The 21997-nt window shown below is 70.5% G+C and carries 17 protein-coding genes and 2 pseudogenes; 10 read left to right on the top strand and 9 right to left on the bottom strand.

Annotation, left to right across the window (positions count from 1 at the left end):
• Positions 1 to 45: 45 nt before the first annotated feature.
• Entirely contained in the window at positions 46 to 1179 is a 1134-nt protein-coding gene (locus tag ACZ7IB_RS18515; RefSeq protein ID WP_470913554.1) for a lipid II:glycine glycyltransferase FemX, read from the bottom strand.
• Between the two features lie 135 nt (positions 1180 to 1314).
• Here ACZ7IB_RS18515 and ACZ7IB_RS18510 point away from each other — a divergent pair, with 135 nt between their 5' ends.
• A complete protein-coding gene (locus tag ACZ7IB_RS18510) occupies positions 1315 to 2028 on the top strand; it encodes an antibiotic biosynthesis monooxygenase (protein ID WP_470913551.1) in 714 nt (237 codons plus the stop codon).
• Positions 2029 to 2039: 11 nt separating this feature from the next.
• Here ACZ7IB_RS18510 and ACZ7IB_RS18505 read toward each other — a convergent pair whose 3' ends face one another.
• Positions 2040 to 3887 (bottom strand): endonuclease/exonuclease/phosphatase family protein, encoded by a 1848-nt coding sequence (locus ACZ7IB_RS18505; RefSeq protein ID WP_470913549.1) that lies wholly within the window; start codon positions 3885 to 3887, stop codon positions 2040 to 2042.
• A 197-nt stretch (positions 3888 to 4084) separates the two neighbouring features.
• Here ACZ7IB_RS18505 and ACZ7IB_RS18500 point away from each other — a divergent pair, with 197 nt between their 5' ends.
• From ACZ7IB_RS18500 to ACZ7IB_RS18485, 4 genes and pseudogenes are all read left to right on the top strand, one after another.
• Positions 4085 to 5539, top strand: a complete 1455-nt coding sequence (locus ACZ7IB_RS18500) for a hypothetical protein (RefSeq protein ID WP_470913547.1) — start codon at positions 4085 to 4087, stop codon at positions 5537 to 5539.
• A gap of 236 nt (positions 5540 to 5775) precedes the next feature.
• Positions 5776 to 7239 carry an alkaline phosphatase PhoX gene (locus ACZ7IB_RS18495; protein ID WP_470913545.1) on the top strand — a complete coding sequence of 488 codons (1464 nt, stop codon included), beginning with the start codon at positions 5776 to 5778 and terminating at the stop codon, positions 7237 to 7239.
• A gap of 67 nt (positions 7240 to 7306) precedes the next feature.
• Positions 7307 to 8497 (top strand): annotated as a pseudogene (locus ACZ7IB_RS18490) (TROVE domain-containing protein); the annotation flags it as partial.
• Between the two features lie 87 nt (positions 8498 to 8584).
• Positions 8585 to 8809 (top strand): hypothetical protein, encoded by a 225-nt coding sequence (locus ACZ7IB_RS18485; protein ID WP_327275883.1) that lies wholly within the window; start codon positions 8585 to 8587, stop codon positions 8807 to 8809.
• A gap of 109 nt (positions 8810 to 8918) precedes the next feature.
• Here the strand turns inward: ACZ7IB_RS18485 and ACZ7IB_RS18480 are convergent, their stop codons facing one another.
• On the bottom strand, positions 8919 to 10139 hold the full coding sequence (locus tag ACZ7IB_RS18480; protein WP_470913543.1) for a TerD family protein: 1221 nt from the start codon (positions 10137 to 10139) through the stop codon (positions 8919 to 8921).
• 97 nt (positions 10140 to 10236) lie between these two features.
• A complete protein-coding gene (locus ACZ7IB_RS18475; protein WP_470913541.1) occupies positions 10237 to 11046 on the bottom strand; it encodes an NAD-dependent epimerase/dehydratase family protein in 810 nt (269 codons plus the stop codon).
• Between the two features lie 328 nt (positions 11047 to 11374).
• On the opposite strand from ACZ7IB_RS18475, the gene ACZ7IB_RS18470 reads away from it, so the two are divergent.
• On the top strand, positions 11375 to 12334 hold the full coding sequence (locus tag ACZ7IB_RS18470; protein ID WP_470913539.1) for a 5-dehydro-4-deoxyglucarate dehydratase: 960 nt from the start codon (positions 11375 to 11377) through the stop codon (positions 12332 to 12334).
• Entirely contained in the window at positions 12331 to 13509 is a 1179-nt protein-coding gene (locus ACZ7IB_RS18465) for a hypothetical protein (RefSeq protein ID WP_470913536.1), read from the top strand. The genes ACZ7IB_RS18470 and ACZ7IB_RS18465 overlap by 4 nt, the downstream gene beginning before the upstream one ends.
• Before the next feature lie 26 nt (positions 13510 to 13535).
• Here the strand turns inward: ACZ7IB_RS18465 and ACZ7IB_RS18460 are convergent, their stop codons facing one another.
• The 4 genes from ACZ7IB_RS18460 to ACZ7IB_RS18445 all read right to left on the bottom strand — a co-directional run bounded on the left by ACZ7IB_RS18460 (position 13536) and on the right by ACZ7IB_RS18445 (position 17913).
• On the bottom strand, positions 13536 to 14762 hold the full coding sequence (locus ACZ7IB_RS18460) for an MFS transporter (protein ID WP_470913748.1): 1227 nt from the start codon (positions 14760 to 14762) through the stop codon (positions 13536 to 13538).
• Between the two features lie 350 nt (positions 14763 to 15112).
• A complete protein-coding gene (locus tag ACZ7IB_RS18455) occupies positions 15113 to 16564 on the bottom strand; it encodes a peptidoglycan D,D-transpeptidase FtsI family protein (RefSeq protein WP_470913534.1) in 1452 nt (483 codons plus the stop codon).
• 102 nt (positions 16565 to 16666) lie between these two features.
• Complete coding sequence (locus ACZ7IB_RS18450; RefSeq protein WP_470913532.1) at positions 16667 to 17140, bottom strand: GNAT family N-acetyltransferase; 474 nt, start codon at positions 17138 to 17140, stop codon at positions 16667 to 16669.
• A gap of 2 nt (positions 17141 to 17142) precedes the next feature.
• A complete protein-coding gene (locus tag ACZ7IB_RS18445) occupies positions 17143 to 17913 on the bottom strand; it encodes an IclR family transcriptional regulator (protein WP_470913529.1) in 771 nt (256 codons plus the stop codon).
• 154 nt (positions 17914 to 18067) lie between these two features.
• On the opposite strand from ACZ7IB_RS18445, the gene ACZ7IB_RS18440 reads away from it, so the two are divergent.
• The gene (locus tag ACZ7IB_RS18440) at positions 18068 to 19588 is read left to right on the top strand and encodes an aldehyde dehydrogenase (NADP(+)) (RefSeq protein WP_470913527.1); all 1521 of its coding nucleotides are present in this window, start codon (positions 18068 to 18070) and stop codon (positions 19586 to 19588) included.
• A complete protein-coding gene (locus ACZ7IB_RS18435) occupies positions 19585 to 20196 on the top strand; it encodes a DUF1349 domain-containing protein (RefSeq protein ID WP_470913524.1) in 612 nt (203 codons plus the stop codon). Before ACZ7IB_RS18440 ends, ACZ7IB_RS18435 begins: the two co-directional genes overlap by 4 nt.
• Positions 20197 to 20305: 109 nt before the next feature.
• On the opposite strand, the pseudogene ACZ7IB_RS18430 reads toward ACZ7IB_RS18435, so the two are convergent.
• Positions 20306 to 20413: pseudogene (locus ACZ7IB_RS18430) on the bottom strand (DNA helicase); the annotation flags it as partial.
• A gap of 39 nt (positions 20414 to 20452) precedes the next feature.
• Here ACZ7IB_RS18430 and ACZ7IB_RS18425 point away from each other — a divergent pair.
• A complete protein-coding gene (locus tag ACZ7IB_RS18425; RefSeq protein ID WP_470913756.1) occupies positions 20453 to 21997 on the top strand; it encodes a hypothetical protein in 1545 nt (514 codons plus the stop codon).

Genomic DNA, 21997 nt, shown 5'->3' with positions numbered 1-21997 from the left:
CCGAGGGCGAACGGCGGCGCTCGACGCTCTTCGGAGCCGGCGAGGTCAGCGGCGCGCCATGTAGAGGGCGAAGACCTTGTGGAGCACCTTGTTGATCGGGTAGTCCCACTCGCCGATGTACTCGGCTGCCCGGCCGCCGGTGCCGACCTTGAAGCGCAGCAGGCCCAGGAGATGGTTGCTCTCGTCCAGGGTGTCGGTGATGCCGCGCAGGTCGTAGACGGCCGCGCCCCTCTCGTGCGCGTCGCTCATCATGCGCCACTGGATGGCGTTGTTCGGCTGGACCTCGCGCTTGCGGCCGGTCGAGGCGCCGTAGGAGTACCAGACGTGGTTCCCGACGGTCAGCATCGTCGCCGCGGCGAGCGTTTCGCCGTCGTGATGGGCGAGATAGAGCCGCATCCGGTCGGGGTCCTCGGTCCGCAGCGCGGTCCACATGCGCTGGAAGTAGACGAGCGGGCGGGGGATGAAGCGGTCGCGCCCGGCTGTCTCGCGGTACAGCTCGTAGAAGGCCGGAAGGTCCTCGTAGCCTCCCTCGACGACCTTGACGCCCGCCTTCTCCGCCTTCTTGATGTTGCGCCGCCACTGCTGGTTCAGATTGTTCCGGATCTCCTCCAGCGGCTGCCCGGCGAACGGCACCTGGAAGACGTACCGGGGCTGTCCGGCACTGAAACCGTCCTCGCCGCCCTCCTCGCCCTGCTGCCAGCCCAGTCGGCGCAGCTGTTCCACGAGCGCGGCGGCCTGCGGCTCGTTCACATCCGCCTCCACGTCGCGCAGCCGTCCGGTGGCCGGGTCGGCGATGGCGTCCTTGACGGTCCCGGCGTCCCAGCGCCGGGCGACCACCGGTGGGCCCATGCGCACCGAGAACGCACCCTGCGCCTTCAGATGCGCCAGCATCGGATCCAGCCACCGACTCAGACCGGCGTCGTGCCAGTCGATGACGGGGCCTTCCGGCAGATAGGCCAGATAGCGTCTCACCCGGGGGATCGGCCGGTAGAGGACGAGCCCGGCTCCGACGATCCGTTCCGGGCCGGTGCCGTCCCGGTCGAACCAGCCGATGCTCCCAGCGCGCCAGTCGGGCTTCACATCGCCCCACGACGGAACCTGCATATGGCTCACGGCGGGCCGGCTCGCGACGAACGCCAGATGTTCCTCCCGGGTGATCGTCTTGAGGCGCAGCTTCATGCGGTACTCCGTTCGTTGTCCTGTCGGTGGCCTGACGGCGTCAACGGGGAGTGTTGTTGACCTCAAGCGCACTTGACGTACCAGTGTGGTCAGCAGCGGCGCACCACATGGGTGCACCATTCAGGAGGACCCGTCATGAGTGTGCAATTCGAATCCCGTCCCGATCTTGCCCGTAATGACGTCGGACTGGTCAAGGCGAGCACCTGGGATGTCGGCACCCCCGAGCGGCAGCGGCAGACGGCCGAGGCCATTCGCAAGGTGTGGGACAGCCGTGACTGGCCGCATCCGGGGCTGCTCTCGTACACCGTCCATGTCGGGGAGGACGGGAAGACACTGTTCCACTACACCCAGTGGAGTGAGGAGCAGGCGTATCAGGACTTCTTCCGGCACGGCCGGGACGAGCGCAACGCGGACATCGACGCCGCCGTGCCGGGCATCCGGCGGCTCGGGCTGCACACTCTTGAGCTGTACCGTTCCGCGCTGCCGCGGGAGGGGGACGGGCGGGAGCCGGGGTGTGTCGTGATCGTCGACGTCGAGTTCGAGGGGGCGGACAAGGCGCGGCAGCGGGACTGGGTGGACACCGTGTTCGAGGCGTTGGGGACCGATCCCGCGCCCGCCCCCGGCGGCATCTCCGGACACTTCCATGTGAGCACCGACGGAACGCGCGTACTCAATTACGCCGAATGGCAGAGCGCGCAGGCCCATGTCGACGCGCTGGCCGGGCCCGGTGACGGGGTCGGGTCGAGGACGCCGCAGTGGGAGCGGGTGCAGTCGTACCCGGGGGTCATCGGCGGGGGCGTGCACCGGTACACGCCCGCGCTCAGCATGAGGCCGAGGGCGGGCGCGTAGCGTCGAGGGGGCTAAGGGCAAAAGCGGAGCACCTGCGGGTCGTGGTCGCTGTTCTGGTCGGCGAACTCGGCGTTGATGTGCACGCTGTCGTAGTGGAAGTCGTCGATCGACGGGCTGGTCAGGATCTGGTCGAGGACCTGGGTGTTGCCCTGGTAGACGTACGAGTAACGCTCCGGGCGCGGCAGGGACTTCACCGCCGGGTACAGCACGCCACCGGCCGTCAGCGCCTTTGTCGTGCCGGAGAACTCGAAGTCGTTGATGTCGCCGACGACCAGGACGTCCGCGTTCTTCTGGACGTTCAGCAGCTTTTTGACGAAGGTGTTGACCGCCTCGGCCTGCGCGTGCCGCTGGACCTCCGACGAGCGGGCCGGCGGCTGGTGCTGCGAGACGATGGACTCGTCGCCGCCCTTGGACGCGAAGTGGTTGGCGACGACGAAGACCGTACGGCCGCGGAAGCTGAACTGTCCGGCGAGCGGCTTGCGGCTGTCCTGCCACGCCGCGTTCGCCGGGTCGATCCGGCCCGGGGAGAGGGTCAGGGCCGCCCGGCCCCGCTCCCGTACGACATCGGTCGCCGTCGTCGCGTCGCCGCCCGCGCGGTCGGTGAACGACACCCGCTCCGGGTTGAAGAGGAACACCTGGCGGATGTTGCCGCCGGGCTCGCCGCCGTCCTTCTTGTCCTTCGGGTCGATGGAACGCCACTCGTACGCCGGGCCGCCCGCCGCCACGATCGCGTCGGTGAACTTCTCGACCGTTCGGTCGGCGGCGACCGTACCGTCGTTCTTCGCGCCGTTGTTGTCCTGGATCTCCTCCAGCGCCACGATGTCGGGCGAGGCGAGGTTGTCGACCACGGCGGCGGCGAGGGCGTCGAACTTCTCCTGCGGGTCGCCCGGGTCGAGGTTCTCGACGTTGTACGTCGCCACCGCCAGCTCGCCGCCGCGCTGCTTGCGGGTCGTCTCCCGGGCGAGGCCCTTGCCGGTGACCGTGCCCAGGGTGCGGGCGGTCAGCGTGTAGCCGCCGTACTGGTTGAAGTCGAGCGGGCCCTCGGTCGTACCGGAGAGCACGTCACCGACGTCGGCGGTCGGGAAGGGCTGCTCGGCGAGCGGCACCAGCGACTGGATCTGGAGCCGGCCGGTGTTCTGCGCGGTGTACGAGCCGTAGACCGTCCCGCCGCGGCGGCTCGCGTTCTCGTGCGGCTTCACCGTCACCCACAGCTCGGCGTGCGGGTCGGTGGCGCCGACCACCCGCGAGGTGCCGATGCGGATGTTCATGCCCTCCAGGGACTCGTAGTAGTCCAGGGCGTAGCGGGACGGGGCGAGGGGGAGCGCGTCGATGGAGCCGCCCGCCGCGGGGTCGCCCTCCGGGGTGTACCGCGAGGGGACCGTGCGCTTTGAGACCGTCACCGGCGCGGCTAGGGCGTTGCCGGAGGACACCACCGCGACGGTGGGCTTGCTGATCTGGGTGAGCGACTGATTGCCGGAGGAGGCGCCGCCCGGGACGTACTCGGTGACCGTGCCGGAGACCGTCACCGCGTCGCCGACCGCGACGGTCGGCGCGGAGCCGGTGTAGACGAAGACGCCCTCGCTGGTGGCGGGGTCGGCGTCGGGCTCGGGGTCCTGGAACCAGAAGCCCTTCGAGCCGTACGTCCGCACACCCGTGACGATGCCCGCGACACCGCTGACCTGCCGGCCGGTGAGCGGGGATATCCGGGTGGTGCCCTGGATGTCGTGGATCCGGACTTGGCCGTCGGCGGACGGGGAGGCGGACGCGGAGGTGGTGGCTGCGCCGGTGAGCAGGCCCGCGGCGAGCGCAGCGGTGACTACGGCGGAGACAGCGGTCGTTCTGGACGATGCGGCGGGCATCACGGGCTCCGGGGGTATCGAAGGTCAGGAGTGGAGGTCTACGCGCGTCAATCTCTTGTGTGGGCAAGGCAGTTGTCAAGGTCCCCCGGGTGGACGGCCGCTGTCCGTCGCATGAACCGGGTGGCATGGGGCGAAATGCGTCTACGCTTGGGCCGCCTGAACCCGTACGCCCCGTACGTCCCGAGGAGAACCACCTGATGTCCGCAGAGCGCCCCACCCTGCCGCCCGTACGGCTGCACACCGAGGCCGAGCTGGCACGGGACGCGCTCGCCGCGCCGCTGCTCGCCCGCGCTGTCCGGCTCGCCCGCTGGGCGGGCCCGGAGACCCGGGTCGGCGCCGGTGGCGAGCTCGTCGAGGAACAGCTGCCCGCGGCGGCCGAGCACCTCGGTCTCACGGCGGACGAGGACGGTGCCGCGGAGGCGAGCGAGGCGTGGCGGCTCGCGGTCGACGCGGGGCTCGTCGACGTCGAGGACCCGGAGGAGGCCGCGGGAGAGGACGCGGAGGGGACCGCCGCCGCCGGTGAGAACCTGGCGCTGATCACCGGCGGTTCACCGCAGGACGTTCTCTCGATCTGGCTCGACGGTCTGGAGGCCGTCCACGCCGACGCCACCGCGCCCGTCTTCGAGGACTTCGCCGATCTCGTCGGCGAGGACGGCTCGATCGACTTCGAATCCCTGGACTGGGACCCGGAGGTCGAGGCGGAATTCCTCGACGGGGTCCTCGGTAATCTGTATCTGCTCACCGTCGGCGACGGCGGAGCGGACGTGGCGCCCGTACCGCTGCCCGCGCTCGCCGCGTCGATGATCGTGCCCGACGACATGGGCGAGCCCACCGACGACGTCCTTGAGCAGGTGTCCGAGGCGATGATGCGCCTCGACGACCAGTTCCGGGTCCTCGAACCCATCGGGATCGTCGAATACCGCCCGCTGGACGAGGCGTTGCTGGCCGAGGAGGGCGAGGACGCCACCCCGCCGGCCGACGACGAGGACGTCACCCGGTACGGAATGGTGAAGCTGACCCCGCTCGGTCTGTACGGCATCCGGGCCCGGATGCTGGAGGCCGGAGTGGACGCCCCGGCGATCGGCGACCTCGTGGACAAGGGCGCCGACGCACTCCTCGGCGGCATCGCGTACTACCCCGAGACGGCGGCGCGCAGCGAGGTCGAGCTGTGGCTCACCCGGCGCGGCGCGGACGGCGCCGCGGCCGAACTCCTCGCGGCGGCACGCGGCGCGGACCAGCAGGCACCGCTGCGCCGCCTCCACTGCCAGCAGGCGCTCGCCCTGGTCGGCGCGGAGGCGGAGCCCGCGGTGCGCGCGGTATTGGACGACCCCGAGCTGGGCGGTCTCGCACGGGTCTGGCTCGCGGAGCTGGGCGCGGCGGACGTACCCGCACCGCCGGAGTCGATGATCTTCTGGCTCGCCATCGACACGATCGCGGCCCAGCTGGAGTCCGAGGGCGATCTGGAAGAGCTCCAGGGCCTGGTCGAGGGTCTGGCAGGCCGGCACAGCGGCTTCTTCGACGAGGCGTGGCGCGTGGAACACCCGGCGACGGCGGACGTCCTCGAAGCGATGGGGCGGCTGCACAGCGACAAGAAGAAGGCCAAGGAGGCCCGCAAGGCGGCGTTCAAGGCGCGGTCGCGGACAGGGGCCTGAGGTCGAGCGAGGCGCTCACGCCGCCCGCTCACGCCGCCCGCTCACGCGGGCGGCGTGAGCGTGGCGGTACGCGGCGGACGGCACGGACCGGGCGCGTCATCCGCTCCGGCCGACCGCATCCGGCCAACTGCACAGGAAGGATGCCCCTCAACGTCGTCCGTAGTTCAACTGGTGTTGGTGCAGGGGCGCGACTGTGGGCGCGCCAACAACTCGCCCAGTTGCTCCAGGAGTACGTGATGCCCTTCACGCGCAGGGAATTCACCAGAACGTCCGCCCTCACCGGTGCCGGCATCGCCCTGACCGGTACGGTCGCCGCGCTGGCCACCGCGCCCGGTGCCCTGGCCGCAGAGGACTCGAAGCACGGCCACGACGGTCACGACCACGACCACGGTCACGGTCACAGCCACGAGCCCGGCTACGGGCCGCTGATCGCCGACCCCGAGGGACTCCTCGCGCTGCCCGCCGGCTTCTCCTACCAGGTCATCACCCACAGCGGTGTCACCAAGCTGGAGTCCGGCGAGTACACCCCCTCCAACCACGACGGCACGGCCACCTTCGAGGGCCCGCGCGGCGTCACCCTGCTCGTCAACAACCACGAGCTGGCCGGCACCCGTGCCGGCTGGGAACACCCGGTGCCGCTGGCCGAGGGCCTCGTCTACGACCCGGTCGCGGCCGGCGGCTGCACCGTCGTGGAGACCCGCCGCGACGGCCGTACCGCCGAGTGGGTCGGCATCGCCGGTACGTCCACCAACTGTGCGGGTGGCGCCTCCCCGTGGGGCACTTGGCTCACCTGCGAGGAGACCGAGGACAAGGCCGGCAAGAACGGCCTGCTCAAGGACCACGGCTACGTTTTCGAGGTCGACCCGTACGACAAGCGTGCCAACCGTGACCCGCGCCCGATCAAGGCGCTCGGCCGGTACGCCCACGAGGCCGTCGTCATCGACCCCAAGCGCGGCCACGCCTACCTGACCGAGGATGCCGCAGGTCCCAACGGACTGCTCTACCGCTGGGTTCCGCCGCACGGCTTCCGGCACGGCCGCGGCAAGCTGCGCACGCTCGCCGACGACGCCGGTGTCCTCCAGGCCACCAAGTGCTTCGACAGCAGCGGCAAGTTCGTCGACGACCTGTCCCGCGCCACCAAGATCGGCACGGTGTACGGCGTGGACTGGGTCGACGTACCCGACCGTGACGCGAAGACCGTCTCGGTGCGCAAGCAGTTCGCGGACAGCGAGGTCACCCGCGCGCGCAAGCTCGAAGGCATGTGGTGGGGCGACGGCGGCGTGTACATCGTCTCCTCCTTCGCCCGCGCGGAGAGCCCGGTCCAGCACGACGGCCAGGTCTGGTTCTACGACCCGAAGCGCCGCACGCTGACGCTGAAGGTGCTCCTCGGTGTGAACGCCGACCCCTCGAAGGACGGCGCCTTCGACGGCCCGGACAACATCACCGTCTCGCCGTACGGCGGTCTGGTCATCGCCGAGGACGGCAACGGCGTCCAGCACCTGTTCGGGGCGACCGACAGCGGCCGCACGTACCCGATCGCCCGCAACGAGCTGAACATCGGCAGCGAACAGGAGCCGGAGTACAGCGAGTTCACCGGTGTCACGTTCTCGCCCGACGGCAAGACGCTGTACGCCAACATCCAGACGCCGGGCATCATGCTCGCCATCACCGGTCCGTGGAAGCGTCAGCCGCGAAAGTAGCGGTAGCTCGTACGGGTGAGCTGATCCGATTACCGAACCGGCGCGCGGCGTTGGACATATCGTTCATCTGCTGCGCGCCGACGAGCCCGGTGAACTCCTCGGGTACTGGACCTCGCGCTACGGCCGTGCCGTGCCCAAGCCCGTCAAGCGCGGCATCGCCGATGCCGTACGCCGCCTCTGCAGCGGCAAGTCGCTGCTGAAGTACGACACCGCGTCCAAGGGCTACCGCTTCGGCGACATCCTGAACCTGGTGCACGCCGCGCCCGACCCGGAGAAGCCGTGGCAGGGCGAGCTGTTCCGGTACGCCCTCGACCGCCGCCACCACCCGGAGGCGGCCGTGGTGCCGGTCTCCGGCCGCACCCTCACCGCGCACCGTGCACTGATGGAGCTGCCGGTCGAGAGGCGGCGGGCAGTGGTCGTCGGTGCGGACGGTGCGGACCGGCTGGCTGCCGCGGGCATGACCTGGGAGGCCCTGGCGGGCTGGCTGCAGGGGCCGATGGACGCCAAGGCCTGGGAAGCGGTGATTCCGTCGATGGGCGCGATGGCGCTCGTCCGCAATCTGCGCAACTTCGACGAGGCGGGCGTATCGGACGAGGTCGCCGCGCAGGTGGCTGCGAAGATCTGCGACCCGGCCGTGGTCGCCGCATCGCGGCAGTTCCCGTTCCGCTACCTCGCCGCCTGTCGGCACGCGCCCTCGCTGTGCTGGGCACACCCGCTGGAGAAGGCGCTCGGCCACTCTCTGGGCAATGTGCCCGCGCTGCCGGGGCGGACGCTGATCCTGGTCGACCGCTCGGGCTCGATGTGGTCGCCGCTCCCGGACCGCTCGCAGCTCAACCGGGCCGACGCCGCCGCGATCTTCGGTGCGGCGCCGGCGCTGCTGGCAGCCGACGCCGATCTGGTGCAGTTCGGTACGAACAGTGCACCGGTGACGTATCGCCGGGGCGAGTCCGTGCTGAAGGTCCTGGAGCGCTTCGGTGACCTCGGCGGCACCAATACCGAGGAGGCGGTGCGCCGGCACTACCGGGCCCATGACCGGGTACTGATCGTCACCGACGAGCAGGCGTCGTTCCCGTACGCCGCGGATGCCACCGCGGCCGTGCCGGCCGGTGTGCCCGTCTACACCTGGAACCTGGCCGGATACCGGGTCGGGCACGCCCCGTCGGGAGGTGGGAACCGCCACACCTTCGGGGGTCTTTCTGACGCGGCGTTCCGCATGGTGCCGCTGCCGGAAGCGGGCCGGGACGCGGACTGGCCCTGGAATCGCTGGTTACGAATCCGGCATCAGTGCGCCCTCAGGAGTCGACGGGCATGGCGTCGGGCGTTCCCAGGGCGCATACTCAAGGTAATGAAACAGTCAGCCCGGCGATACCTGCCTTCCAGTCCCTTCAACCGCCCGGCCCAGGCGGCCCCACCGGTCGAATTGTTCGATGTGGGCGACAGGGTGTCGCACGACCAGTTCGGACTCGGTCGAGTCCTTGCTGTCGAGGGCGACAACGACGCAGTGCTCATCGACTTCTCGGGGCGACAGGGGAGGATCCTGAGCCCGTACTCCAAGCTGACCAAACTCTGAGAGAGGCGGCGAGCACGCGCAGCGTCCGCGTCCCCGTCACGCTCTCCGGCTTTCAGGGGCACCTGCACCCGCAGGTGCCCCTGAAGCCGTGTCAGATACCTTTGCGGCGCTACAGCGCCTGGGCGGCGGGCTTCACCATGCCCCGGACGGTGCGCGACTTCACGAAGTCGCCCATGGCCGTCATCTCCCACTCGCCGGAGAACTGCTTGATCAGCTTGGCCATCATCACGCCGGTCTGCGGCTCGGCGCCGGTCAGGTCGAAGCGGACCAGCTCCTCGCCGGTGGTGGCGTCGATCAGCCGGCAGTAGGCCTTGGCGACCTCGGTGAACTTCTGGCCGGTGAACGAGTTGACCGTGAAGACCAGACCGGTCGCCTCGGCCGGGATCCGGCCCAGGTCGACGACGATCACCTCGTCGTCACCCGCGCCCTCGCCCGTGAGGTTGTCGCCGGAGTGCTTGACCGCGCCGTTCAGGATGGAGAGCTTGCCGAAGTAGCAGCTGTCCAGGTGGTTCCGGTTGGGGCCGTAGGCGATCACCGAGGCGTCGAGGTCGATGTCCTTGCCGCGGAACGCGGGCTCCCAGCCGAGGCCCATCTTGACCTGGGAGAGCAGCGGGCGGCCGCCCTTGACCAGGGAGACCGTCTGGTTCTTCTGGAGGCTGACCCGGCCCTTGTCGAGGTTGATCTTGCCGGAGGCGGCGGGCGCGGGAGCGGCGGCGGGTGGGGCCGGCGGGGCCGCGGGGGCCACAGGCGCGGCGATCCGCGGGTCCACCGGGGCGGCGGCGGGCATCGGGGGTACGACGGGGGCGGGCGCGGGAGCGGCGGCGGGCTCCTCCTCGACCGAGACGCCGAAGTCCGTTGCGATACCGGACAGTCCGTTCGCATAGCCCTGGCCGACCGCGCGGGCCTTCCAGGCACCGTTGCGGAGATAGACCTCGATGACCACGAGCGCCGTCTCGGCGCCCAGCTGGGGCGGGGTGAACGTGGCGAGCACACTGCCGTCGTCGGCGTTGCGCACGGTCGCGGTGGGCTCGATGCCCTGGAAGGTCTGGCCCGCCGCATCCGGGCTCGCCGTGACGACGATCTTCTCGATACCGGACGGGATCACGGTGGTGTCCACCACGATCGCGTCCGGTGCGGTGCCGCCGCCGGAGCGGTAGGTCACGCCGGGGCCGGCGGGCTGGTTGTAGAAGATGAAGTCGTCGTCGGAGCGCACCTTGCCGTCGGCGGTGAGCAGCAGGCCCGAAACGTCGAGCCGCACCGGTGCGGAGACGTCCACTGCCACGCGGGCGGCGGAGAGAGGGATGTTCGAGCCGGGGGTCATAGCGGTCATGCACGGGGTAACGAACGACCGGGCTTTGCCGTTCCCTTACCTTCACCCGCCTTGGCGCACTCTTGGCGCGGCCGGGCGGTCTGACCGGCCTGACCGGCTAGTGCGGCCAGATCGGCGGGTTGGTGCAGAAATGGCCGCCGAGGTGGGCGTGGTCGGGGTTGTCCGGGTCCAGCTCACCCTGTTCGGCGATGAGCTTGGCCGCGTACGGCTCCGAGTCGTCCCTCGGCTCGTATCCGAGCGAGCGGGCCGTCGTCAGATCCCACCACAGCCGGGTGTTGTCGGACGAGCCGTGGACGACGGTGTGCCGCACGTCCTCGGCGGTGAGTGCGGCGTGGAAGAGCCGGGCGCCGTCCTCGGGGCTCATCCAGACCGAGAGCATCCGTACGGATGTCGGTTCCGGGAAGCAGGAGCCGATGCGTACGGAGACGGTCTCCATGCCGTGCCGGTCCCAGTACAGCTGGGCGAGGTCCTCGCCGAAGGACTTGGACAGGCCGTAGAAGGTGTCGGGGCGGCGCGGGGCGGCGATGGGGATCAGCGGGTCCCCGGGGAGCGGGCGGGGTGTGTAGCCGACGACATGGTTGGAGGAGGCGAACACGATGCGCCCGACGCCCTCTTCGCGCGCGGCCTCGTAGAGGTTGTACGTCCCCTCGATGTTCGCCTTCAGAATCTTGTCGAAGGAGGCTTCCAGGGAGATGCCCGCGAGGTGGATGATCGCGTCGACACCCCGCACGGCCTCGCGCAGCGCCTCCTTGTCACCGAGGTCGGCCGTGATCGCGTCCGGCTCGCCCTCGATCGGGGCGACGTCGAAGAGGCGGAGCTCGTAGCCGTACGCGGGCAGAAGTCCGCGCATCAGGGTGCCGAGACCGCCGGCGGCGCCGGTGAGCAGGACGGTGCGGGGAGCGGGCATACGCGGATCTCCTCGGTACATAGGTGCACGCGCACGGCCTGCGCGCATGCACGGCCCCTGCGGTACCTGCGGCATGTACCCACGGGGCGTCAAATCCATGGACAACATTCATATGCATGGACAAGCTAAGAAGTCACGACGTACTGCGTCAAGTGTCCGGTGTCTCTCTCGCGGAGTCTGCCGAGGAGTCGGTAACTCCATCCTGGCGATCGGACGGGTTGCGCGTTCCCGCCTTGACCTGCGCCGGGTGCTGCCTTAGCGTGAGGGCGTTCATAAGTATGGACATCGATCAGAATTGTGCACGCCTGAACCTGCTCAGGGAGCGCCCGTGACCTCAGCCCCTCTTGCCGCCCGACTCACCCGTGTCGCCGGGCCGCTCTTCTTTCCCGTCACCGCGTACGGACCGGACGGCGCGATCGACATCGACGCCTTCCGCGCGCATGTACGGACCTGCATCGACGCCGGTGCGGCGGCCGTCTTCGCCTGCTGCGGCACCGGTGAGTTCCATGCCCTGACGCCGGAGGAATTCCGCCTCGTCGTCGCCGCGGCCGTCGAGGAGACCGCCGGAGAGGTGCCCGTCGTCGCGGGAGCCGGATACGGCACGGCGCTCGCGATCCAGTACGCGAAGCTCGCCGAGGACGCGGGCGCGGACGGGCTCCTTGCCATGCCCCCGTATCTCGTCTTCGCCGACCAGGCAGGTCTGCTGAGCCACTACACGGAGCTCGCCGCGGCCACCGGTCTGGAGACGATCGTCTACCAGCGCGACAATGCCGTCTTCACCCCGGAGACCGTCGTCGCACTGGCCCAGGCGCCCGGCATCATCGGCCTCAAGGACGGCTACGGCGACCTCGACCTGATGCAGCGCATCGTCAGCGCCGTCCGCACCGAACTGCCCGGCCAGGACTTCCTCTACTTCAACGGGCTGCCCACCGCCGAACTCACCGGCCTCGCCTACCGGGGCATCGGCGTCACCCTCTATTCCTCCGCCGTCTTCGCCTTCGCACCCGACATCGCGCTCGCCTTCCACCGGGCGCTGGACTCCGGCGACGACGATCTCGCGGGCGCGCTCCTCGACCACTTCTACCGGCCACTCGTCGAACTGCGCGCCAAGGGTCGCGGCTACGCGGTCTCGCTCGTCAAGGCAGCGGTCCGGCTGGGCGGCCTGGACGTGGGCGAGGTCCGCACCCCGCTCACCGAGCCGCCCGCCGCCCACATCGAGGAGCTCACCGAGATCATCGCGCGCGGCCGGGCCCTGCTGGAGAAGTACGGGCAGGAGCAGCGCGGGTGAAGACCTCCGCCTTCCTCTACCCGTGGGACGTCGTCGGCGACCCGGACGCGGCCACCCGCATCGCCGACCTGGGAGTCCAGCAGGTGACGCTCGCCGCCGCCTATCACTCCACCCGGGCGCTGACCCCGCGCCACCCCGGCCGCCGCATCGTCACGGCCGAGCATGCCGCGGTGCTCTACCCGCCGGACGCCACCCGGTGGGCGGGGCGCGAGCTGCGTCCGTACGAGCAGTCCTGGGTGGCCTCGGACGATCCGTACGCCGAGGCCACCCAGGCCCTCACCGACGCCGGTCTCGAGGTGCACACCTGGGTGGTCCTCGCGCACAACTCCCGGCTGGGCGCCGAGCACCCGGACACCTCCGTGGTCAACGCCTACGGCGACCGCTACCCCTGGGCGCCATGCATCGCGCGGCCCGCGGTGGGTGAATATCTGGTCGCTCTGGCGGCGGAGGCGGCGGTACGAGGCGGTGCGCGCGGTACCGAGCTGGAGTCCTGCGGCTGGTACGGCTTCGCGCATCTGCACGCCCACGACAAGATCGCGGGCGTCGGCCTCGGGGACGCGGCACAGTATCTGATGGCGCTCTGCTTCTGCCCGGACTGCCGGACCGGATACGCGGAACACGGCCTGGAGGCCGATGAGCTGGCCGCGACCGTACGCCGCGCGCTGAAACCGGCCTGGTCCGGTTCCGGCTCCCCGGAGGCCGGGTGGGCGGGCATCGAGAAGCTCCTCGGCGCCGACCTCGCCGCCGCCACCCTTCAGTGGCGCGGCCAGGTCGCCCGTGCGCTCCAGGAGTCCGCGGTCGCCGCCGTACGGGAGGCGGCCGAGCCGGGCTTCCAGGTGCTGCTGCACGCCGACCCCGCGCCGTACCGCTGTGGTGCCAACGTCGGTGTCGACCCGGAGCACATCCTGTCCGTGGCGGACGGTGTGGTGCTGCCCTGCACCGGCGGCGACGCGGCGCGCGAGGCCGTGCTCGGCCCGTTCGCCGGGCGCGAGGGCGTGCTCGCGGCCAACTTCACCGTGGTCACGGGGATGGGCGGCAGCCCCACCACGCTGGAGCGCGACGCCGCGCATGCGGCATCGCGCGGCGCGAACCAACTGCGCCTGTACCACGCCGGGTTGGCCTCCGACCCGGACCTCAGGACCGTCGCCCGAGCACTGTCACGCCTCGGTCGGTGAAGGAAGCGGGCCGGTGGGGGCGTCCGTCAGCGGTCCCCGAGCTCTCCACTTCGTTCGAGCAGGGGAGACCCCATTCGCCGGCCCGTGACCAGCAGGGCCGCCGTCAGCAGCGCGGCGGCAGCGACCGCCGGCAGCAGCACCCGGATGTCCACCAGCGCGACCAGTCCAGCACCGAGCGCCAGCGCCACCGCGTTCGGCACCATCATCAGCGTGTTGGCGGTCGCGGCGGTACGGCCCAGCACGGCGTCCGGAGTCTCCCGCTGCACCGCCGTCATCGCGGCGATCAGTACACACGGCAGTCCCATACCGATGGCCGCGCTCGCCACCAGCGCCACCGCGTCGTACGGCAGTGCCCGTACACCCACCGCCACCGCGAACAGCGCGATCCCGGCCGCCGTGAACACCCGCTCCGGCAGCCGCCGCAGCAACGGCCCGGCCAGCAGCCCGACAGCGACGGACCCGGCGCCCTGCACCGCGTACAGCACACCCGCGTACATGGGGGAGTGCCCGAGACCGTCATCGACGACGGCATAGATCGCGGCCCCGTTGAGCCCCGCGCACAGCATCGTCACCGAGCCCGCCAGCACGAGCGGCCGCAGCACCGGTGACTTCCACACCTGCCGCATGCCCGCGGCGAGTTCGCCCCGTCGGCCGGCCGGAGGGGCCGTGGCCGGCTCCCGTACCGGCAGCAGCGCGTAGACCCCGGCCGCCAGCGCGAACGACACCGCGTCCAGCAGTGCCACCGCACCGCCCCCGTACCGGGCGTACAGCCCGGCGCCGGTCAGCGGTGCCAGCAGCTTCATGCCCTCGCCCGCCATCGTCCGCAGCCCGTTGAAATCACCGAGCAGCCGGGCGTCGACGGCCCCGGCGACCAGTGCCGACTCGGCCGCGTCCATCAGTACGGAACTCGTTCCGTACAGGACGAGCACGGTGAAGAGGATCCAGATCCGCCCCGCCGAATCGACCACCATCAGCGAGGCCAGCAGCCCCGCCATGACGAGATTCGACCAGACGAGGAGCGGCTTTCTGGGGAGCCGGTCGGCGATCGTCCCGAGGGCGGGCCCGATCAGCACCGGCAGCCACATGGCGAAAACGGCGAGCGCCGCCAGACTGTCCGACCCGGTGAGCGACTTGACCCAGACCCCGGCCGCGAGCCACATCGCGGACGTCCCGAAACCGGAGACGACGACCGCCGTGAGAAACAGCCCCGCCGTACGGTCCCGCAGCACCCGTACCGTCGCCGACCCCGCCATCGCACCCACCGCAGCCCTCCTGATCCGCACGCTCGTCACGTGGTCAGGCTGGTGAGTAAGGACGTCCGACGGCATCGGGCGGATGCCCTACTCCTGCCCGGCCGCACCCGTTGCCACTGCATCGGGTGTACGGCGCATGCCGGATGTCCGTGAAGTTCTTCTGTCGGAAGCGTTGGACAGTACGTGCTGCAGGCGATCAAGCACGCGATCCTCACCGCGCAGTCGCTCGGCGTGAAGCAGCTGCGGCGGCAGGCCGATCCCGGCGAGTCCGTCGGGCGAGCAGGGGTCGGGCGGCGGAGGTCATCGGCCGGACTCCGACAGCCGGAGCCCGGCCTCCGCGCCGGCCCCTCTCACCCCTTGAGCGCTGCCTTCATCATCTTCTGGGCGATCGGCGCCGCCAGACTGTTGCCGCCGACCTCCGCGCGGGCCGCGCCCGAGTCCTCGACGACCACTGCCACCGCGACCTCCTTGCCGCTGGAGTTGTCCTTCGCGTACGAGGTGAACCAGGCGTACGGGGTGTTGCTGTTGCCCACGCCGTTCTGCGCGGTACCCGTCTTGCCGCCCACTTCGGCTCCGGCGATCCGGGCGTTGGTGCCGGTGCCCTCTTCGACGACGGTCACCATCGCGCTGCGCAGCTGCTCAGCGGTGGACTGCGATACGACCCGCTTGGTGTCCCCGTCCGAGAAGTCCTGCAGCGTGTTGCCCTTGGAGTCCGTCACCTCGGACACCATGTGCGGTGCGGCCAGTTCGCCGCCGTTGGCGAGGGTGGCCGAGACCATGGCGATCTGGAGCGGCGTCGCGGTGACCTCGAACTGGCCGATGCCCGTGAGCGCAGTCTGCGGCTTGTCCATGCCGGAGGGGTAGACGCTCTCGGAGGCCCGTACCGGCACATCGAGCTTCTCGGTGTTGAAGCCGAACTTCTCCGCCATCGCCTTGACCTTGTCCTGGCCGAGGTCGGCTGCGACCTTCGCGAAGACGTTGTTGCAGGAGTACTGGAGCGCGGTGCGCAGCGTGGCGTTCTCGCAGGGGGCCGAGGCGTTCTCGTTCTTCAGGACGGTGCTGGTGCCCGGCAGGGTGTACGGATTGGGGCTGTCCGTGCGCTCGTCGACCGAGCCGTACAGCCCGTTCTCCAGCGCCGCGGCCGCCACCACCAGCTTGAACGTCGAGCCGGGTGCCAGCGGCTGCCGCAGCGCACGGTTGACCATCGGCTTGTCCTTGTCGTCGAGCAGCTTCTTCCAGGCATCGCCGTCCGCCGTCCCGCTGATCTTCGACGGGTCGTACGAAGGGGTGGAGACCACGCCCAGGATCCGCCCGGTCTTCGGTTCGATCGCGACCGCAGCACCCTTGTCGTTGCCGAGTGCCTCGTACGCCGCCTTCTGTACATCCGGGTCGATCGTCGTCAGGACGTTGCCGGGGGAGGCCTGCTTGCCCGTCACCATGTCCATCGGGTTCTTCAGCCGGTCGTCGGTGCCGTCCAGCACATGGCTGTAGATCCCTTCGAGCTGCGTGGCACCGTACGCCTGCGAGCTGTAGCCGGTGACGGCCGAGTAGAGCTCGCCCTGCGTATAGGTGCGCTTGTACGCGAGGTCGCCGCCCTCCGTCCTCTTCGATCCGGTGACCGGGTTCCCGGCCACGATGATGTCGCCGAGCGGCTGCGCGTACTGCGCGATGGTGTTCCGCCGGTTGTGTTCGTTGTCTGCGAGCGCCTGTGCCTGGAACGCCTGCACCCAGGTCGCCCGCACCAGCAGGGCGAGGACCAGCAGCAGGCAGAAGACCGAGGTGTGCCTGATCGTTTTGTTCATCCCACGGGAGGGACGAGCGGGGCGCCGCGCGGCGTTCCCGGTTGTGCCGCTTCTCACCGATTTTTCATGATCGGGCCGGAGCGGCCGGGGGCGATGCCCCCGTCACCCCGGCAGCGTGAACAGCAGCTCGTCGGTCTCCTCGCCGCGGGCGTGCGAGAACCCGTGGTCCTCGCCGGTGACGGCGAACCCGCACTTCTCCAGCACCCGGCGCGAACCGGTGTTGTCGGCCGCGGCCCGTGCGTGCAGCGGGCGCTCCGGTACGACGTCGAGCAGCGCGCGCAGCGCGGCCGTCGCGAGCCCGCGGCCCCAGTGCGCCCTGTCGATCCAGTAGGTGACCTGGCGGTCGTCCGGCGGCCCGTACGCCCCGGCATTGCCGACCACCGCGCCGTCCACGACCACCGTCCGCATCACGACGGAGCCGTCGGCCAGGATCCGTCGCCAGTGGGCGTCGAACGCGTGCCGGTCGGTGGGGTCCTCGCTGGTGAAGGCGGCCGTCCTGACCGACTCCGGGTCGGACATGAACGCGAAGAACGATGACATATCGCTGTCGCGCACCTCGCGCAGGGCAACCCGCATGATCAGAGCCTCCGGGTGGCCAGTGTCAGCCGGTCCCGCGCGTCGAACAGCGCGTCCTTCACCATCTGCTCGTGCGCGGGCGTGAGCCGGGCGACCGGCACCGAGCAGCTGATGGCGTCGCGGGCGGGGGTGCGGTACGGGATGGCGATGCCGAAGCAGCGCAGCCCGAGGGTGTTCTCCTCACGGTCCACCGCGTACCCCTGCTCGCGGATGAGGTGCAGTTCCTCGATGAGCTTCTCGCGGTCGGTGATGGTGTGCTCGGTCAGCGCGGGCAGCGTCTCGGGGAGCATCTTGCGGACCTGCTCGTCGCTGTGGGTGGCGAGCAGCGCCTTGCCGAGCGAGGTGGAGTGGGCGGGCAGCCGGCGGCCGACGCGGGTGAAGGGGCGCAGATAGTGCTGGGACTGCCGGGTGGCGAGGTACACCACGTTCGTCCCGTCGAGGCGGGCCAGGTGGATGGTCTCCGTCGTGTCGTCGGAGAGCCGGTCCAGGGTCGGGCGGGCGGCCGCGACGACCTCGTCACCGTCGATGTACGAGGTACCCACCAGCAGGGCCCGTACGCCGATCCCGTACCGTGTGCCCGTTGCGTCGGTCTCCACCCAGCCCAGCTCCACCAGGGTGCGCAGCAGCATGTAGAGGCTGGACTTGGGATAGCCGACGGCCTCCTGCACCGCGGCGAGCGAGTGCATACCGGGCCGCCCGGCGAAGTATTCGAGGAGTTCCACGGTCCGCACCGCGGACTTGACCTGTGCACCACCAGACTCGGCAACCGGCATCGCCCTACGCCCCTTCCAGCCCACTTACGAAACCCTGCGACTCCTTGCCACACTGAACGCCCGGAAATAGAGTCGCTTCATATTCACGATTAGGAACTCTGTTCAGAATACCGAACAACTTCTGATGTGTGGCAGTGGAGCGGAAGGAATCACGGTGGCAGCAGCACCAGTCTGGAGCGTCGACCCCCGCACCGGGAACCCGCGTGAGCAGGTTGCGGTGGAGGCTACAGCGGAGGAGGTCGACCGCGCGGTCCGGGCCGCCCATGCGGTACGCGACTCGCTCGCCGACCGCACCGTGCGCGCCGCGTTCCTGCGTACCGCGGCCGATCTGCTCACCGAGGCCGGGGAGCACGTCATCGAGGCCGCCGACGCGGAGACCGCACTCGGCCCGGCCCGGCTCACCGGCGAACTCGCCCGCACCGCGGCCCAGTTGCGGGCCTTCGCGGAGGTCGTCGACGAGGGCGCCTTCCTCGACATCCACATCGACCACGAGGACGCCACCAGGACCCCGCCCTGGCCCGACCTGCGCCGCTACAAGATCCCGCTCGGGGTCGTCGCCGTGTATGCGGCCAGCAACTTCCCGCTCGCCTTCTCCGTCCCCGGCGGCGACACCGCGAGCGCACTGGCGGCCGGCTGCCCGGTCGTCGTCAAGGCGCACCCCGACCACCCCGCCACCTCCGAGCTGTGCGCCTCCGTGCTGCGCCGGGCCGCGGCGCAGGTCGGACTGCCCGAGGACGTACTGATCCTGGTCCACGGCTTCGAGGCGGGCGTCGAGCTGATCAAGCACCCGCTCGTCGCCGCCGCCGGCTTCACCGGCTCGGTACGCGGCGGCCGCGCCCTGTTCGACGCGGCGGCGGCCCGCCCCGCCCCCATCCCCTTCCACGGCGAGCTGGGCTCCCTCAACCCCGTCGTCGTCACCGAGGCGGCCGCCGCCGAGCGCGGCGAGCAGATCGGCGCCGGGCTCGGGGGCTCGATGACCATGGGCGCGGGCCAGTTCTGCACCAAGCCCGGCTTCGTCCTGGCCCCGGCCGGCGAGACCGGCGACCGGCTGCTGAAGTCACTGACCGAGACGGTCAGTGACACCGAGGCCGGGGTCCTGCTCGACCACCGGATGCGCGACGCCTTCCTCGCAGGCGTACGCGAACGGGCCGAACTCCCCGACGTGGAGGCCCCGGTCACCCCCGGCGCGGGCGGCGACCACACCGTCGCGGCCGGCTTCCTGACCGTACCGGCGCACCTCCTCACCACCGAGGGCCCGCACGACGCGCTCCTGGAGGAGTGCTTCGGCCCCGTCACCGTCGTCGCCCGGTACGCCTCCCAGGACGAGATCACCGCCGTCCTCTCCCGGCTCCCCGGCAACCTCACCGCCACCCTCCAGACGGCCACGGACGGCGCCGACGCCGACGCCCCCGGACTCCTCGCGGCCCTCACCCCGCTGGCAGGCCGGGTCCTCGTCAACGGCTGGCCGACCGGCGTAGCCGTCGCCCCCGCCCAGCACCACGGCGGCCCCTACCCGGCCACCACCTCCACCTCCACCTCGGTCGGCGCCACCGCGATCGAACGCTGGCTGCGCCCCATCACCTACCAGACGACCCCCGAAGCCCTGCTCCCGCCGGAGCTCCGCGACGACAACCCCCTGAACCTGCCCCGCCGAGTGGACGGCCGCCGCGCATGACCCCGCACCTCCCCGAACTTCCCTTCGACCTGGGTCCGTTCGGCCCCGAGGCCGAGTGGACGTACGACAACGGCGCACTGACCGGCCGGGCGGGCGCCCGCCAGGACCGCTTCGTACCGCCGGGCGGCGCCGCCCTCGACTCCGCGAGCGACGCACCCCGCCTCCTCGGCCCCGCACCCCGGGGCGACTTCCAGCTGATCGCCCGGGTGAGGGTCGGCTTCGCCGCGGCCTTCGACGCCGGAGTGCTCTACCTCCACGTCGGGGAGCGGGAGTGGGCCAAGATCTGCCTGGAACTCTCCCCGGACCACCCCACCGTCTGCACGGTCGTCACCCGCGGCCACTCCGACGACGTCAACTCCTTCGTCGTGGACGGCGACAGCTGCTGGCTCCGCCTCAGCCGCACGGGCGGCGCGTTCGCCTTCCATGCCTCGCCCGACGGCGAGAAGTGGACCTTCGTCCGCGTCTTTTCCCTCGGCGAGCCCGAGCAGGCGGCCGAGGCGTCGGTCGGCTTCCTGGTCCAGTCCCCGACGGGCGAGGGCTGCGAGGCGACGTTCGACCGGATCGAGTTCCGTACGACGGGGCTGGACGACCTGCGCGACGGCAGCTGAGCGCTCGGACGCCTGGCAGAGGGCCGGGAAGACCTGACGTTTCTCGCCAAAGAGGGTGCGCCCTGCCCGCTCGCCGGGCCGGGCGCACCCTCTCACTCGTGCACAGCGATCAGCTTCCTGCGACGCCCGCCTCGGTCAGGAACGAACTCGGCTGCCCCGACCACGAGACGTGGAGGCTGTCCCGCGCCCGGGTGCAGGCGACGAACAGCAGGCACCGACTGTCGCGTGTCCGGCGGGGAGAGGGAGGCCTGGGCCTGTGCCGAAAGCGAAGAGGTTTGATCAGCGGGCGGTCGCGCTCGTCGAGCTGCGCGGTACGCAGACCGAGTGCGAGATGTTTGAGGATGCGCTGGCGGATCGTGGCTGGCCGCTGCTGGAGAAGCGCGGCGGCACGGCGAGTGCCGTCACCGAGCGCAGGTTCTGGTACACGATCGAGGCGCGATTCCCCGGGAGCAGTATCAATGCGGTCAGGGGGGCCCGTGAGCGGATCGAGGTCATCTCCGACGAGCTGCAGCTGGATCTCAACGTCGAGGTGGCCGACCGTTTGGTCCGGGACCCGGTCGACCGGCCGCAGTGGTATGCGTACGACCGACCGGAGGTGCATCCGCACACCGTCCAGTTGCCCCGGAGAGCGCGTTGGAAGGAGCGGTGGAACACGTGGCGCGCCGAGACTCTCGGACTCCGTGACACCGGGCGGCTGATCACCGCAACGTCGCCGTCCGCAGCGCAGAATCTTGCTTCCCGGCCGTTGCCCGGAGCCCGGCCCCAGCCGCGGCGGGTTGCGGCGCGGAGGTCCGGGGGTGCGGCACAGCAGGTGCCGGTGGGCGTCGGCACGCGGCGCCGCTCACAGAAACAGCTCAGCTGGTTGTTCGTCCTCGTGGCGATCTGGTGCTGGGCAGGCGCGCGGATAGCCGACACGTGGCGGGGAGGGTTCGGCTCCTGGTGTGGGTTCGGGCTGCTCGCACTCCTTCTGGTTCCCGCCGTAGTGGCTGTGATCCGTAGAGGGTTCCCCCAAGCCTCGGAGGCCAAGGCGCTGGTCGGAGCAGGCATCCTCGGGGCAGTCGGGGTCGGCCTCGGACTGAACATGGTGCGTACGCAGCCGGAAGCCGGGGATGCGTCGCACGTCATCACTTACCTCATGGCAGGCTTCGTCGTCTTCAACGGGATCCGTCTCCTCGTCCGCCAGTGGAGCTGGCGGGCCGTGGCTCCTTGGCTGATTCCAACGATCCTGCCGATCGTCCTTGGTCTTGTCCCGTCCGTTGGATTCGGCCTGCACGCCTTCTACGTGGACGCCTTCGATCTCAATGTCGAGGATGTCGATGTGCCGCATCTCTGGCAGTTCGTAGCCTCGGTCAAGTTCACGGCCGTGATGAACCTGTGGCTCGTCGCACTGGCCGGGCTCGGATACATGCTGCATCTGCACTGGCTTGTGCGGGAACGCTGGGTGGGATACGCATTCTTGCTCGTTCTCTCAGCCGTTCTCCTCCTTGAAGGGGCATGGGGCCTCGGGCTGGAACCAGCCGGCACGGCGGGTCGCGATGCCGTCGCTACGGCGAAATCCGGGCGCACTCCGGAGCCTTACTTCGGCATCGCCCCCGAGTGGGTCTGCGCCCACCCCATCGGCAAGGTGGAGGCGATCCCGGTCGACGGCGGCGAGTTCGTGCCCACCCGGCCGTATCTGAAGGTGGGGGACGCGGGTGGCACGGTCGTGCTGTGGGACGCGGGCAAGGAGCAGGCGCTCAAGGTGCCGATGAGCAAGCTCCGTATCGTCCCGGCGGACGAGCGCCCGGCGTCGTGCGGGTAG

Source organism: Streptomyces sp. NPDC037301 (genome assembly GCF_055602785.1).
Note: the sequence above shows the minus strand (reverse complement) of the source record. Positions and strands in the feature narration are given on the sequence as shown.

What these genes read in the sequence shown, in the direction of transcription:
- ACZ7IB_RS18515 (WP_470913554.1), bottom strand. Translation starts at nt 1,179, where the DNA reads ATGAAGCTGCGCCTCAAGACGATCACCCGGGAGGAACATCTGGCGTTC.
- ACZ7IB_RS18510 (WP_470913551.1), top strand. Translation starts at nt 1,315, where the DNA reads ATGAGTGTGCAATTCGAATCCCGTCCCGATCTTGCCCGTAATGACGTC.
- ACZ7IB_RS18505 (WP_470913549.1), bottom strand. Translation starts at nt 3,887, where the DNA reads ATGCCCGCCGCATCGTCCAGAACGACCGCTGTCTCCGCCGTAGTCACC.
- ACZ7IB_RS18500 (WP_470913547.1), top strand. Translation starts at nt 4,085, where the DNA reads ATGTCCGCAGAGCGCCCCACCCTGCCGCCCGTACGGCTGCACACCGAG.
- ACZ7IB_RS18495 (WP_470913545.1), top strand. Translation starts at nt 5,776, where the DNA reads ATGCCCTTCACGCGCAGGGAATTCACCAGAACGTCCGCCCTCACCGGT.
- ACZ7IB_RS18485 (WP_327275883.1), top strand. Translation starts at nt 8,585, where the DNA reads ATGAAACAGTCAGCCCGGCGATACCTGCCTTCCAGTCCCTTCAACCGC.
- ACZ7IB_RS18480 (WP_470913543.1), bottom strand. Translation starts at nt 10,139, where the DNA reads ATGACCGCTATGACCCCCGGCTCGAACATCCCTCTCTCCGCCGCCCGC.
- ACZ7IB_RS18475 (WP_470913541.1), bottom strand. Translation starts at nt 11,046, where the DNA reads ATGCCCGCTCCCCGCACCGTCCTGCTCACCGGCGCCGCCGGCGGTCTC.
- ACZ7IB_RS18460 (WP_470913748.1), bottom strand. Translation starts at nt 14,762, where the DNA reads ATGGCGGGGTCGGCGACGGTACGGGTGCTGCGGGACCGTACGGCGGGG.
- ACZ7IB_RS18455 (WP_470913534.1), bottom strand. Translation starts at nt 16,564, where the DNA reads ATGAACAAAACGATCAGGCACACCTCGGTCTTCTGCCTGCTGCTGGTC.
- ACZ7IB_RS18450 (WP_470913532.1), bottom strand. Translation starts at nt 17,140, where the DNA reads ATGCGGGTTGCCCTGCGCGAGGTGCGCGACAGCGATATGTCATCGTTC.
- ACZ7IB_RS18445 (WP_470913529.1), bottom strand. Translation starts at nt 17,913, where the DNA reads ATGCCGGTTGCCGAGTCTGGTGGTGCACAGGTCAAGTCCGCGGTGCGG.
- ACZ7IB_RS18435 (WP_470913524.1), top strand. Translation starts at nt 19,585, where the DNA reads ATGACCCCGCACCTCCCCGAACTTCCCTTCGACCTGGGTCCGTTCGGC.